Source organism: bacterium SCSIO 12741 (assembly GCA_024398055.1).
Lineage (GTDB): Bacteria > Bacteroidota > Bacteroidia > Flavobacteriales_G > Salibacteraceae > SCSIO-12741.
Genome location: CP073749.1, coordinates 1,227,644 through 1,242,092, shown reverse-complemented (window position 1 = coordinate 1,242,092; position 14,449 = coordinate 1,227,644). Strand labels below are relative to the sequence as shown.

12 protein-coding genes are annotated in these 14,449 nt (G+C 45.7%); 4 read left to right on the top strand and 8 right to left on the bottom strand.

What is annotated here, in order from left to right:
* Positions 1 to 72 precede the first annotated feature (72 nt).
* Positions 73 to 972, top strand: a complete 900-nt coding sequence (locus tag KFE98_05150; protein ID UTW63542.1) for a TIGR01777 family oxidoreductase — start codon at positions 73 to 75, stop codon at positions 970 to 972.
* 35 nt (positions 973 to 1,007) lie between these two features.
* Positions 1,008 to 2,369: a hypothetical protein gene (locus tag KFE98_05145; GenBank protein ID UTW63541.1), complete on the top strand. Its 1,362-nt coding sequence runs from the start codon at positions 1,008 to 1,010 to the stop codon at positions 2,367 to 2,369.
* On the opposite strand, the gene KFE98_05140 is transcribed toward KFE98_05145, so the two are convergent.
* The 6 genes from KFE98_05140 to KFE98_05115 all read right to left on the bottom strand — a co-directional run bounded on the left by KFE98_05140 (position 2,366) and on the right by KFE98_05115 (position 8,438).
* Positions 2,366 to 3,064, bottom strand: a complete 699-nt coding sequence (locus KFE98_05140) for a polyprenyl synthetase family protein (GenBank protein UTW63540.1) — start codon at positions 3,062 to 3,064, stop codon at positions 2,366 to 2,368. The two genes, KFE98_05145 and KFE98_05140, sit on opposite strands and share 4 nt — an antisense overlap.
* Positions 3,013 to 3,342 (bottom strand): polyprenyl synthetase family protein, encoded by a 330-nt coding sequence (locus KFE98_05135; GenBank protein ID UTW63539.1) that lies wholly within the window; start codon positions 3,340 to 3,342, stop codon positions 3,013 to 3,015. Before KFE98_05135 ends, KFE98_05140 begins: the two co-directional genes overlap by 52 nt.
* 7 nt (positions 3,343 to 3,349) lie before the next feature.
* Positions 3,350 to 4,213 (bottom strand): glucose-1-phosphate thymidylyltransferase RfbA, encoded by an 864-nt coding sequence (gene rfbA / locus KFE98_05130; GenBank protein ID UTW63538.1) that lies wholly within the window; start codon positions 4,211 to 4,213, stop codon positions 3,350 to 3,352.
* A gap of 213 nt (positions 4,214 to 4,426) precedes the next feature.
* Positions 4,427 to 6,637 carry a M4 family metallopeptidase gene (locus KFE98_05125; protein ID UTW63537.1) on the bottom strand — a complete coding sequence of 737 codons (2,211 nt, stop codon included), beginning with the start codon at positions 6,635 to 6,637 and terminating at the stop codon, positions 4,427 to 4,429.
* 11 nt (positions 6,638 to 6,648) lie between these two features.
* Positions 6,649 to 7,815 (bottom strand): hypothetical protein, encoded by a 1,167-nt coding sequence (locus KFE98_05120; GenBank protein ID UTW63536.1) that lies wholly within the window; start codon positions 7,813 to 7,815, stop codon positions 6,649 to 6,651.
* Positions 7,816 to 7,967: 152 nt separating this feature from the next.
* On the bottom strand, positions 7,968 to 8,438 hold the full coding sequence (locus KFE98_05115; protein UTW63535.1) for a GNAT family N-acetyltransferase: 471 nt from the start codon (positions 8,436 to 8,438) through the stop codon (positions 7,968 to 7,970).
* A gap of 68 nt (positions 8,439 to 8,506) precedes the next feature.
* On the opposite strand from KFE98_05115, the gene fbp reads away from it, so the two are divergent.
* Both fbp and mfd read left to right on the top strand, forming a co-directional pair.
* Entirely contained in the window at positions 8,507 to 9,484 is a 978-nt protein-coding gene (gene fbp / locus KFE98_05110) for a class 1 fructose-bisphosphatase (GenBank protein ID UTW63534.1), read from the top strand.
* Positions 9,485 to 9,502: 18 nt separating this feature from the next.
* Positions 9,503 to 12,880, top strand: a complete 3,378-nt coding sequence (mfd, locus tag KFE98_05105; GenBank protein ID UTW63533.1) for a transcription-repair coupling factor — start codon at positions 9,503 to 9,505, stop codon at positions 12,878 to 12,880.
* Here mfd and KFE98_05100 read toward each other — a convergent pair.
* Positions 12,854 to 13,720, bottom strand: a complete 867-nt coding sequence (locus tag KFE98_05100; GenBank protein ID UTW63532.1) for a hypothetical protein — start codon at positions 13,718 to 13,720, stop codon at positions 12,854 to 12,856. The genes mfd and KFE98_05100 overlap by 27 nt on opposite strands.
* Positions 13,717 to 14,340 carry a hypothetical protein gene (locus KFE98_05095; protein ID UTW63531.1) on the bottom strand — a complete coding sequence of 208 codons (624 nt, stop codon included), beginning with the start codon at positions 14,338 to 14,340 and terminating at the stop codon, positions 13,717 to 13,719. The genes KFE98_05100 and KFE98_05095 overlap by 4 nt, the downstream gene beginning before the upstream one ends.
* Between the last annotated feature and the right edge of the window lie 109 nt (positions 14,341 to 14,449).

Sequence of the window (14,449 nt, the reverse complement as noted above, 5' to 3'; positions counted from 1 at the left end):
TAATTTCCTTTTAGAAAGGGCGCATTGTCTCATACCTTTAAAAAGTAGTTCAACGAAAATAGTAAATATACGATGGCTAAGATTTTGATTTCAGGCGGAACGGGTATGGTGGGACGGCGTTTGACGGCTCTTCTTCTCAAAGCTGGTTACGAGGTAAATAACCTGAGTCGATCGGGGAGTGCTCCACAGGGAGCTACTGGATTCCGATGGAATTACCCGACCGGAGAAATTGATGAAAAAGCATTTGAGGGCGTTTCTAAAGTTATTCATCTGGCTGGGGCACCCGTGGCTGATGGCTTGTGGACGGCGTCCCGAAAAAAAATTCTGACTGAATCGCGTTTGAAAACAGGGGAGCTTTTGGTTAAGACCAGTCTTAAGTTGGGTATCTCCTTGGATCAGTTTATTACTGCTTCGGGAATCGCCTACTACGGATTTGAACCCGATAATCATTCCTATACTGAAGAGGATCCGGTTGGTCCTGGTTATTTGGGTGAGTTGGCCCGTCAATGGGAGGGTGTTTCAAAGCCCTTGGAAGATCAAGGTATACCCGTTACCCGAATTCGAATTGGAGTAGTTCTGGGGCCGGAAGGTGCTTTGCCCAAGTTAGCACTTCCCGTGAAATGGGGTGTTGGTTCAGCGATGGGCAACGGACGTCAAGTGATGTCCTGGATTCATTTAGAAGACCTCTGTCAGCTGTTTTTGTTTTGTGTTCAGAATGACCAAACAGGAATCTTTAATGCCGTATCCCCGGAACCTCGTACTCAAAAGGATTTTATCCGGACCATTGCCAAAGTGGTGAATCGTCCTATGTGGGCTCCTGCTATTCCTGGTGGTCTTTTGAAAATGGCTGCTGGAGATATGGCCCGCGAAATGCTCCTGGGAGGAATTACCGTATCCAGCGAAAAAATCAGGAATCTGGGCTTTGAATTTCAATATCCAGATCTCCATTCGGCCTTGCGAGATTTACTTTAAGAAACGGCGCAAAACTTCTTACTTTCGATTTCGCAATGAATCGAAAACACTGGATTGCCCTTGCTTTATTGGTAGCGACCGTTTTGGCTTTACTATGGCCGGCCTTGTACAATGGTTACCCCTTGGTTTATTCCGATTCCGGAACCTACATCAATTCAGGGTTTAAGCATGTTTTGCCGGTTGATCGCCCGGTGACCTATTCCTATTTGGTGCGGCACATTAGTATGGAGCATTCCCTCTGGTTTGTCATCATTGTTCAGGCCGTTATGGTTTGGTTTTATTCGGGTTACTTTCTTTCAACCTGGTTCAAACGCCCCTATCTGCTGTCTTCGGTATTGCTGATCCCATTGGCTTTGCTCACAGGTTTGTCCAATTTTACCTCGCAAATCATGGCCGATCTTTTAGAAGGTTTGGCTTTGCTTGGATTTGTTGCCCTGGTTTTGAAGAAGGAGTTTAAATGGTACGACTACCTGGTTTTCCTTTTTACGGCATACTTGTTTAGCACACACATGGCTTTTGCGGCTTTGGCCATAGGGCTAACTCTTGTAGTCGCCCTTTTGGTTGTTTTTCGTCAGCTACCGCTGAAGTCTCTGCTCAAGTCTTCCACATTAGCGATCCTTCCCCTAGTCTTGCTCATGTTTATTCAATGGAGTTATTCGGGGCATTGGAGGTTGTCTCCAGCCGGTAACGTATTCATTTTTGGAAGAACGCTCGACAGTGGAATTATGCAGGATTACCTCAAGGAAAACTGCGATGAGAAGGGCTATTTTCTATGCGAACGGGTAAATGATGTGCCTAATCATTGCCATGAAATGCTCTGGGTATTGGAAAGCCCTTTGTATGATTCTACTTGCATAAGTAATGGGGGGTGGAGCAATTGCTGGAAGGTGCGCAACGATGAGCTTGGAGTCATAGTGGGGGATCTTTTCACCGATGAGAGATACCGAGCCAGGCTCATTTCTTATTATGGTCTGGAGTTTTTCCGCCAATTGGGTGATTTTGAAATCGGACACTTGAATTCGGAGCGGGAAGGTAGCTCGGTGGTTTATGCCATTGAAAACCGAATCAATCGGGAATTGCCTGCCTATCAAGCGGCACGACAGTATGAAGCTGCGCTCACCTTCGATGCCGTAAGCACCATTCAATGGATAGTGGTTATGCTGTCTTTAGCTGCCCTGCTTTTCTTCTCGATTCGATCCTGGAAAACCTGGCCAGTCTATTTCAGATTAGCCTTGCTACTCATCATCCTGGGAATTCTGGGGAATGCCTTAATTGTGGACCTCTTTGGAACCACCGTAAATCGATACATGGCGCGAATCGTTTGGTTGTTGCCTTACCTCGCTTTGCTCATGATCCTTTTTCAACCTGGCATTCGCAAGAAGTGGGAAGATCTTTAAATCTCTCTTACCATCAAGCTCTCAGCGTACTCTTTCAGGATTTTCTTTCGGTCGTCTTCCACCGTAATGGAGTGAAGGGCCATTCCTGATTTCAAGTAGAAGCGATTCATCTCAGCAGTAGTAAGACCTTTGACGTCCAGTTTGTCAAACAAGGCTTTGACCGCCTCAATCTTTTCATCCGCTGAAGATTGCTCGTTGTAATACCAGTGCTTCAATTGATCGGCCTCTTCTTTACTGGCTACTTCCAGCGCTTTTAGGTACAGGAAAGTCTTCTTTCCAGCTAGAATGTCTCCGCCAATTTGCTTGCCGAATTTTTCGGGATCACCATACAAATCCAAAAGGTCATCCTGAAGCTGAAAAGCGATACCGAAGTTCTTTCCAAATTCATAGATCAGCTGGCAATTGGTTTCATCAGCTCCCGCCATTTTTGCACCCAGTCGCAAAGACTCGCCTAACAATACTGCGGTTTTCTTCGCAATCATGTCCAGGTATTGTTCCAGGCCTACTTCCGCATTTGGATCTTCAAAATTCATATCCATTTGCTGCCCTTCACATACTTCGATAGCCGTTTTGTTGAAGAAGGAAAGCAATTCGTAAGCCTTGTCCTCAGCGTTTTTCTTCAAATACTGATACGCGATAATCATCATGGCATCGCCTGAAAGAATACCCACATTGGTGTTGTACTTGATGTGCACCGTTTCGCGTCCTCTGCGTAAGGGGCCTCATCCATAATGTCATCGTGGAGCAAGGTGAAGTTGTGGAATATTTCCACTGCCAATGCCTGGTTTACGGCATCAAAGGCTTGTCCCCCAAACATTTCGCAAGCCGCCAGTAAGCATACCGGCCTTACTCGCTTTCCTCCGCCCTGTAGAGCGTATTGAATGGGTTCATAGAGTTCGCTTGGCTTGTTGCGGAATTCGGTTAATTCCAAAGCTGCTTCAAACCGCGAACGGAGTTCTTCTATGGTGTGCATGTAGAATTTACTTATTCATCAATTCCAACAAATACTGACCGTAACCACTCTTGATGAGCGGTTGCGCCACTTCGCGGAATTGATCGTCATCGATGTAGCCCATTCGCCAGGCAATTTCTTCGATACAGGAGATTTTCATGCCCTGTCTCTTTTCTATAACCTGAACAAATTGACTGGCTTCATGAAGGGAGTCAATAGTACCGGTATCCAACCAGGCAGTACCTCTCTTGAGGATAGAAACCTGAAGTTTTTCTCTTCTCAGGTATTCCAAATTGATATCGGTAATTTCCAATTCGCCGCGATCTGAAGGTTTCAGGTTGCGAGCAATTTCTACTACGTCGTTGTCGTAGAAGTAGAGCCCTGGAATTGCGTAATTGGAGCGAGGATCTTTAGGCTTTTCTTCCAAAGAAATGGCCTTTTGATTTTCATCAAATTCAACCACACCATAGCGTTCCGGATCGGAAACATGATAGGCGAAGATGATACCACCCTCTGGATCGGAACAAGCGCGCAGCTGACGGCCCAATCCACCACCGTAGAAAATATTGTCTCCCAAAATCAGGGAAACTTTGTCATCGCCAATGAAGTTTTCGCCAATGGTAAAAGCCTGAGCAATTCCTTTAGGTTCGGCCTGTACAGCATAGGTAAAGCGGCAGCCAATTCTGCTTCCATCGCCCAATAGTTTTTGAAACAAGGGCATATCGTGTGGAGTAGAAATGATCAAAATTTCCCGAATTCCAGCCAGCATTTGGAGGGAAAGTGGGTAATAAATCATGGGCTTGTCGTAAACAGGCATAAGCTGCTTACTAATCGCTAAGGTCAATGGGTGTAGTCGGGTTCCCGAACCACCGGCGAGGACGATTCCTTTCATGGTTTTGCTTTTGTTAGGGGGGCAAAAGTAAGCCATTTTAGCAAGGAATCTCAGGCCTGAGTAATACGCTTAACGAGGATTGCTGCAAACAAAAGAAGCCCGCTACTCGAGCAAGGCTTCTTTTGTTTTCTGAAGGAAGAAAAACAGGCTTTCAAATGAGGGTTACCACAGTTAGGAAAAAGTGAATTTCATCGAAAGTCTCATTAGCTTCAATTATTGGACAACAGCTCTTTTACTGAAAACTTCAGAGCCATCTTTAATTTGAATAAGATAGAGTCCCGGTGGATGGCCGATCAAATTGATTTCCGAGGATTCCGGGGTGTGGTAATCCGAATGAATCAATTTGCCTTGTTGGTCAAATACCTGAACTTCTATGGGCTCATCCGGCGATTGATCAAATCGGATAAAGAACGATCCAGATGAAGGGTTAGGGTAGACATCGTATGAACGCTCTGCATCCTGATGTAGTGATTGGTACTCTTGTGAATTCGAAGCATCGGATAGCAGGGTAGATGATCCTGTTTTTTGAACTTGAACACCACCCAGACAGTCATCAATATCTGCCAACATTTCGGTTTCGCTTTCAAAACCCGGAAGCAACAAAATTTGATTCCCAGCCAACAAGGTAACTGAAGCGGGTGAGGTATTGGAAATAGCACAGTCCGTCTCAATATTATGGATAACTCTCTCGAAGTAGTTGTGCCCGGCATTGTGCACATTGTTCAAGTGGTTGCAATCCACTATGAGGTCATAACCAAACCCGAAGGAAGAAGGAACACCTACAGCATCCCAGGCTTTAATGGTCTGAACAACTTCATTCGAACAGTATCCATAGAGGTCAATGGCAGACCAGATGGCCCCATTTTTTGCATCTGAATAATTGGAGGTCGATGTCAAATAGACGTCTAAGTTACGGTAAGCAATGGCCGCTGCCTTGTCTCGACTGATGCCGCTCACAGAATAGGAAAATCCATGGTCATTTACTCCGCTTCCACCTTCGGCCAAAAGGTAGAACCAGTGACTTTGGACACCACTGTTGTTGTGAACACCAACGCCATTTCCTGTAGCATTGTGCAGCCAATGGTTTCCTAAGTAGGTATCCGGATCGGATTTGGAGTTAGGGTCCCCAAGGTCGCGCAACTTTCCGTCGGCAATCCAGAAGTCTTCACCCATGGTATAGTCTCCCGTTCCACCTTGTCCATAGAATTCTACCATGGTTCCGAAAATGTCACTGAATGATTCATTGAGTGCTCCCGATTCTCCGGAATAGACCAAACCAGCGGAGGCATGGGTAACACCATGGGTAAATTCATGACCAACCACATCTAAAGAAACCATGTGAGAATGAACCAACGTACCTGGCCGCCCCAAAATCATTTCGTCTTTGCTTTTATCCCAAGCAGCGCTATTGGCTGGGCCATTCGTCTTGATTTTAACACCACTGCCTGCCCCATCATGACCATCTCGGCCAAATGTATTGTAGAAGTAGTCATAGGTCATCTCACCGGCCCAATGGGCGCTACCTGCTGCCCGATCGGTCTGGTTGTTTACGAAATTGTTGTTCGGATCATAAACATCCACAAACGCCCCCAATCCATTTCTACCTTTGGTATGAATTCCACCTCCCCGGCAATTATCCTTTAAGGTGTAGGTGAACAAAGGAAATCCTGTATACTTCGTGGTGATACTTTGAGTTCCATTGAAAAGGGTAGAAACCGATCCTGCACAGCAGGAACAGCCTAATAATTGACTCTCTGCCCGAAATACTTCTCCCGTATGCGCATCCACATACACCGCCAACGTGAGCGCAATGGGATCTACCGTAGTAATCATAAAATGGTAGGCCAATCGGTAATTGGCGTTGGTGTAGTCTCCATTGTTCACTTCATAAGCCAGCAACAGTGTGCCTTCCGGATAGTCGGAGAGAGGTTCGCCAGTTTCATCGTCGATAACTTCCCAACCATAGAGTGTAGCTCCTAATTCTTGTTGAGCCCATTGGAGAGCTTGATTTTCATCCTGAGTGGGCTGAGTTGGAAGCTCCATTCCATGGGCCATTTTCCCATTTGCTGAAAGGAATACTCCATTTTGCTCATGCAAGTTGAATTGACAACCTTCAATCTGCAGGCCTTTGTAGTACTGGTCGAAGGTGTAGTGCGTCATTTCAAATTCATCGGTAAAGGATGAAGAAACCAGCATTTCATCGTCGTTTGTCAAGCCAAAAGCCGCAGCATAATGGCTGAAAAATTGTTCTGCTTCAATGGATTGCCCCTCTTGACTCGACAGTTTGAATTTGATCCAATCTGGCGAACTCGTAGGTTCCGCCAGCTCTGTCATTTCGGGGTTCCAAAAAATGTAGTCTTCTTGAGATTTTCCCATTAAAACCAGTGAGCAGAAAAGGAATAGTGTTAAACTAATTTTTTTCATGCTTTCCGATTTTATTGGTTACCGTGAGAAATCTTTTCAGAAAGTCTTTCGTTTTCCTTCTTTAGCTCAATCACGTAAAGGGTCAATTCTTCAATTTTTCGCAATAGGATAGCGTCCATTTCGGCCAGGTCAAAACCATTTCCTTCTACCTCTTCAGCAGATGGCACATCTGGCAAGTGATGATTTTCATCAATATAGCTCTCCACTTCTTCCAAAGATCTCAAGCTATAATCTTCTTCAAATACAAAGTCTGCCCACGCTCCGGTTCCAATGTTGGCCACCTTTACTTTTTCCGTGAGAATTCCAGTCTCCACATAAAGCTTGTAGTCGTTGGATGACAATACAGGGGCATTGCCAATGAGTACCTGTCCTTCTTTTTGGATCAGCATGATACGGTGCATCCACGCTCCACTTGCATCTGCTCTCCAGAAAGAAAAGCCCGCTTCGCTGACTTCACCAGCCTCGGTGCATACAAAGTCAATGGCTCCAGGGTTGTTGTCCGGATTGGTTCCGCCATTAAGCAAAATTCCTCCGCCATCAGCCCAGCCGGTATTCCCGTAAAGCGCTAAACCATGATTTCTCGATCTACCGTGAATATGACGATACGTAATGCTGGTTGGGGCAAAGCCCATATCTCCACCGTCGATGGTTACCCGATCCATTGGGAAATTGGTTCCGAAACCACTGTTGGTTTGTGTTAATACGCCTCCGCCAAATTCACCGTTTCCATCAGCCATTAGGTTCCAGGTAGCATGAATATTTCCTTGTACGTCGAGCGGCTGTTGGGGATTGGTCATGCCAATACCTACACGACCTCCACCTAAATTTCCCCAGGCTGAAAGAATCACATTGTCTAAGGTTGCCGGAGAAGAGGTAGATGAGTTGGGATAGGTATCGTAAATACCCTGTTGTCTAATCTCAAAGACGGGGTGTTCGGTGCCTACCGGTGAGGTGTTCGTTGAATTGGTGTAGTAAGTTTCTTCAAATAGAAAGGCTGGTGCGCCTCCATGATGAGGATGTGCCATCGTATCCCTGGCTTCCAGAAGATGATTGGGCGTTGAAGTGCCAATTCCCACATTCCCAAAAGGGTTAAGCGAGTTGGATTGTGCGTGTAAGGTTTGAATTCCTGCGAGACCCAAGGCTGTGCATGCAAGGGCCATCTTAATCGAATTTTTCATGATCGAATAGTTTGATGTTGAATAGTTTACAAGGGTTTGATCCCGAGTAACAAGGTTAGGGGAATAGGCGGTTGAGTTAAGGCGAGAATCCGTAACTGTGGCAATTAGGTCGGTAAGTGTGGAATTGAGGCTTTAAGTGCCTAAGGGAGGTATTAGAACTGCTGAAGTTGGTCGTAAACCAACCGGCCGTTGAGCCATTCATCGTTGATGTCGGCCTGATACTTTTTGTAGAATTGAATGGCCGGTTCGTTCCAATCCAGCACCTGCCATTCCATACGCTTTACATGACGGGATTTGGCTACTTGAATCACAGCATTGAAAAGCCGGGATCCGATTCCTTTGCGGCGATCTTCTTCGCGAACAACGATGTCTTCCAAAAACAAGCAGGGGCCTTTCCAGGTAGAGTATTTGGTGTAATACAAAGCGATTCCCGCGATGCGATCTCCTTCCAGGGCAACAAAGAATTCGAAAATCGGGTGGTCTCCGAAGCCGTCACGTCGCAAGTCTTCTTCAGTTACTTCTACCTGATCGCCTGCTTTTTCATAAATAGCTAGCTCTGTGATCAAGCCTAAAAGCGCTGAAACGTCCTCTTCTTTTCCCTTTCTGATTTCTATGCTTTGCATTGTTTGTCGAATTCGTTTTCCTCCTCTAAAGAGGATCGTATATTTGCAGCAAACCTAATGGAAAACGAATGAATGGTGTGACGACGCTCGATGAGTTTATCATCGACAGACAGGGAGATTTTCCCTTCGCTACCGGAGAACTTTCCCGCTTGCTACGGGATATAGGATTGGCCTCCAAGATTGTAAATCGCGAAGTGAACAAGGCTGGATTGGTTGACATTTTAGGAGCCTCTGGTGCCCACAACGTGCAGGAAGAAGAACAGCAGAAACTGGATGTTTTTGCCGATGAAGTTTTTATTCGTGCCTTGAGAAATGGGGGTGAGGTTTGTGGAATTGCCTCGGAAGAGCAAGACGATTTCTTAGCCTTTGACAACGCCACTTCGATGGAAGGAAAGTACGTGGTGCTTATGGATCCATTGGATGGTTCAAGTAATATTGACGTGAATGTATCGATTGGAACAATCTTCTCGATTTACCGTCGACTAACACCTACTGGAACCCAGGCCGAATTGAAAGATTTTCTGCAGCCAGGTACTCAGCAAGTTGCCGCTGGATACGTGTTGTATGGCTCTTCTTCCATGTTGGTTTATTCTACTGGTTTTGGAGTCAACGGATTTACGCTGGACCCTTCTATCGGTGAGTATTGCCTTTCTCATCCGGATATGAAAACAGATGTGGATGGAAAAATCTATTCCATCAATGAAGGAAACTACCGCCAATTCAATTCGGGTATTCAGAATTACGTGGATGAATGCAAAGACCAGGTAAAAACGGCTCGATACATTGGATCATTGGTTGCGGATTTTCACCGGAACTTATTGCGAGGTGGAATTTATTTGTACCCAGCTACCGAAAAGGCAACCAAAGGGAAACTTAGGTTGTTGTATGAGTGCAATCCGCTCGCCTTCATTGCTGAGCAAGCCGGTGGTAAAGCATCGGATGGTCACGGTCGAATTCTTGAAATTGAACCTACCGAATTGCACCAGCGGACTCCTTATTTCGTAGGGTCCCTTGATATGGTGAATCGGGTTGAGGAATTGTTATAGGAATCATTAGTACTTCTTTTGGCTGTATTGACGCGCAAAGAGTTTGTTGCCGCCTTTTCCACTTGGCCACAGGTTGAGGAATATGCGCAGCATCATAAGGAATGGGTAAACCCGGTCGTTCACCTGGATGGCCTTCGGGGAAGTGCGCCCTATTTTTTCTTGTCGGCTTGTGTTCGCCACTTGCCAGGCATCTATGTGGTGGTGCTCAACGATAAGGAAGAAGCCGCCTATGCGTTCAATGATTTACAGTCCCTCTTAGGGGAGGATAAAGTTTGCTTTTTCCCGTCACCCTTCAAATACCCTTACCAGGAAGAAAGTACCGATAATACCAGCGTGCTGATGCGTTCAGAAACGCTGGATATGCTGGTGAAAAGGCCCTCCTGGTTGGTTATCGTGACCTACGGAGAAGCGCTGAGCGAAAAAGTAGTTACCCGCAAACAGCTCAAAAAGAACATCCTTGAGATTCGGGTAGGAGAAGAAATCTCCATCGATTTTGTCAATGAATTGCTTTACGAATACCACTTTGAGCGGGTTGACTTTGTTACCGGGCCAGGGCAATTTTCGATCCGTGGTGGAATTGTAGATATTTTCTCTTTTGCCAATGATGACCCCTACCGAGTAGAGCTCTTTGGCGATGAAGTAGACTCGATTCGGACTTTTGATCCGGCGAGTCAATTGTCCAAGAAGAACTACAAAAAGATCCACATCCTACCCAATATTCAGGATTATACCCTGATGGAAAAAAGGGAGAGCTTTACGGACTTTTTACCTCCGCACGCTCATTTGTGGTTTAGTGATTTTTATGGGGTGACCAAGCAGTTGGATCAAGCCTACTCGGTGGCCGAAGAGGCCTTTGCCAAATTGCAGACTCCCGATATTCATTTGCCTCCCGCCGAACTTTATGTTCAGGGAAATCAAATTGAAGCCTCGCTCGAAAGACACCGCTTGATCGAATTTGGCACCCAGAAAACCGGCGAGAAGACCTGTCAGCTGACCTTCGATCAAAGGCCACAGCCCAATTTCAATAAGAACTTTGAGATGCTGGCCGAAGATCTTCAGAAGAATGGAGCAGCTGGGCAGCAAAACATTATTCTTAGTGGTCAGGCCAAGCAAATGGATCGTTTGCACGCCATTTTTGAGGACCTGGAAGCCAATGTGGATTTTTCTCCTGTGCTTATGCCAATGCACAGCGGATTCATTGACAAGCAACTTAATATAGCGTGTTACACCGATCACCAGATCTTTCAGCGCTACCATCGTTTTCGACTCAAAGAAGGTTTTAACAAAGCCCAGCAGTCAATCACGGTAAAAGACCTTACAAGCCTGAAGAAAGGAGATTTCGTTACCCATATTGATTATGGAGTAGGACGTTTCGATGGGCTTCAAAAAATAGAGAACAACGGCAAAGAACAAGAAGCTATCCGGTTGATTTATCGCGATGGGGATATCCTCTATGTGAGCATTCACTCTTTGCATCGTATCGCTCGGTTTTCCGGGAAAGATGGAAAAGCACCCAAGATCAATAAATTGGGTACTTCGGCTTGGAAAACGCTTAAGAACAAGACCAAGAAAAAGGTCAAAGAAATTGCCTACGATCTCATTAAGCTTTACGCTAAGAGGAAGGCGGCTCCAGGTTTTGCCTACACCCCAGACTCGTATTTGCAAACCGAATTGGAAAGTAGCTTCATCTACGAGGATACGCCGGATCAGCTTAAGGCTACACAAGACGTAAAACAAGACATGGAATCCCCCCACCCTATGGATCGATTGATTTGTGGGGATGTGGGATTTGGAAAGACAGAAGTAGCTATTCGGGCTGCCTTCAAGGCCGTTGCTGATAGCAAGCAGGTTGTTGTTCTTGCCCCTACAACTGTACTGACCTTTCAACACTACAAAACCTTCAAGAAAAGATTGGAGGGACTACCTTGTACGGTCGATTACATCAATCGATTTAAAGGGACCAAAGAACAGAAAGAGACACTCAAGAAGTTAGAATCCGGTGAGGTCGATATTCTTATTGGAACCCATCGTGTAGTGGGTAAAGATGTAAAGTTCAAAGACCTGGGCTTGATGATTATCGATGAGGAACAGAAGTTTGGTGTATCGGTAAAGGATAAGCTGAAAACGATCAAGGAAAACATTGATACCTTGACCTTGACGGCGACTCCTATTCCCCGAACACTTCAGTTTTCCTTAATGAAGGCTCGTGATTTGAGTGTAATCAATACACCTCCTCCTAATCGCCAGCCAGTAGCCACCGTATTGAGCTCCTTTAATGAAGAAACTATTCGCGATGCGATTTACTATGAGATTTCGCGAAACGGTCAGGCCTTCTTTGTTCACAACCGGGTTGAGAATATTCGAGAAGTGGCAGGAATCATCCAGCGGCTTTGTCCTGAGGTGAGAATTGGTGTGGCTCATGGGCAGATGGAGGGGCATAAACTGGAGCAAACCATGATGCAATTTATGGATCATGAGTTTGACGTCTTAGTGGCCACTACCATCATTGAATCCGGATTGGATATCTCCAACGCCAACACCATAATCATCAACAATGCGCACAATTTTGGTTTGAGTGACTTACACCAAATGCGTGGTCGGGTAGGTCGATCAAACCGAAAGGCTTTCTGCTATTTGTTGGCACCTCCGGTTGCTTCATTGACTACAGAGGCACGCAAACGGATTCAGGCCATTGAGCAATTCTCTGATCTTGGAAGTGGTTTCAATATTGCTATGCGCGATTTGGATATCCGTGGGGCAGGTAACCTTTTGGGTGGAGAGCAAAGTGGATTTATTACTGAAATTGGTTTTGAAACCTACCAGAAGATTTTGGATGAGGCCATTCAGGAATTGAAGGAAAATGAATTCCGCGATCTGTTCCGCGAAGCGGAGGTGAAGTCTACCCGTTACGTAAGCGATTGTACCCTGGACACGGATTTGGAAGTTTTGATTCCGACCTATTATGTGGCCAGTACCAATGAGCGCCTAAATCTCTATCGTGATCTTTCCGACGTAAAAACGGAGGAACAGCTTCAGGCTTTTGAAACGGGACTAAAAGATCGGTTTGGAGCATTGCCCAAAGAGACCCACTATTTGATCGACGGGGTGCGGTTGCAATGGGGCGGTGAGAAACTGGGCTTTGAGAAAATTGTCTTGAAGAACGGAAAGATGCTGTGTTACTTCGTGTCCAATCCAAATTCGACTTATTACCAATCTCCCGTATTTCAGCGTATTCTCCAATTCGTTCAGCAAAACCCCCGAAAGTTGGCGATGAAAGAGCGGAAGGAGAAGCTGTATTTGGTTTTTGAAGGTATTCGATCGATGGATGAGGCGCTTTACACCTTGTCGCCTTTAGCGGATAGCATTCAATTAGCCAACGAGGAATCCCAAGGATAGAATCAGCAGAAACTGAATGATCATGGTTCCTTCAATCAGCAGGGAATAATAGTACTCCGAAGAATTTTCATTGCAGTATTCAATAATCCATGCGGTAGCAATGGCCGACAGCAAGTAGGCTATGGTGATGGTGGCATTCGCCTCAAACAGGTAAAAACTGATTCCCGCAAAAAAGACCAGAGCAAGCAAACTCAATCGCTTAGCCCGCTGAATACCGAAAAGCAAGGGAAGGGTCTGCAGTTTGGCGGGCTCGTCAAATTTGTAGTCTCGGATATCGAAGGGAATGGTAATCGCTAAAATGAAAAAGGCTCGGGCAAGAGCATGTCCCAGGGCCACTTCATTTCGCCACAAATCTCCAGTTTCGTTCATCAAGGGCAGAATAGCAGTAACATAACTGACTGTAAAGCTGATTAGAAAAATCTTGGCATAAGGAACATCCCTCAGTCGGTAGGGCTTTCCTTTTTTTCGAATGATGGGTACCGTGTACCCCAGGGCGATTAGAGCAGGAACAAGCAATCCCCACCAAAAATTAACCTCGGTTGAATAAAGGAAATAGGGGATGCCCAGAGCAGGAAGAATGACCAAGGCTCGCATCACCCATGGGTGGTCAAGTGCCCATTGATGGCGTGGGGCAACATCTCCCGGGTCCATTTGATTTAAGCCAACCAATCGGTGGGTGTTGTATAAAAACAGTGTAGAGCAGTAGATGAAGGCCAAAACCGGCACAGAAACCGGAATTGAAAAAATGAGGTAGGTAGACCAGGCCAATGCGGATACAGGTAAGGCCACATACAGGTTGCTGAATACGAACCAGTCGATAAGGGGTTTTACTATTCTCAAGGGGTGTTGTTTCCGGTGATCAATCCTGCCAGGGCTCCAGCAGTGGCACTGGCAATTCCGATTCCGATACAATTGAGCACTTTGCGGGCTTTCGCTTGCTTTTTGTACCCCATGATGTAGGCAGGTTTATTCAAGTATTCGGGATTTATATCACTTTTTAGGGTCGGGCCATTTCGTTGTGTGAGGCTGCCTGCAATGGTCCCAACAACAGGGGAAAGTACCACCAATCCGCTTCCCTCATAGCCTGCATAAAAGGCCGTTCCAAAACTGACTACAGCACTGGTGATCACGGGTAAGGTCGTTTTGTGCTTCACAAGAGCGTCCTGCTGACCATAGATATAGTAGCGCATATCTTCTACCGAAAACCCCAGTTCACTTTCCTCAGGATCGTAAACAATGGTCTCCTTTCCATCAACCGTGTAGGAAAAGAAACGGGTTTTATCCATCATCTTTACCTTGGTTTTTCCCTTGCGCTCATACTCGATTTCCAGGTATTCCTCCGTTTGGCTTAGGATTTTTCCCTCGAACTCCTGTCCACTCAAAAGCAGAAACTGAACCTGAGCTGATGCTGAATTCAGCAATAAGAGGATAAAAGCTATTCCTATTCCAAACGATTTCATGGTTATTCGGATTGAGCTTCAAAAGTAGCGATTCTTCGCGTTGAAAATGATTGAACCAAAGTGCTTGCTTACTGGTTAGTCCTTATATTTGTCAGCTTTTATAAAAATA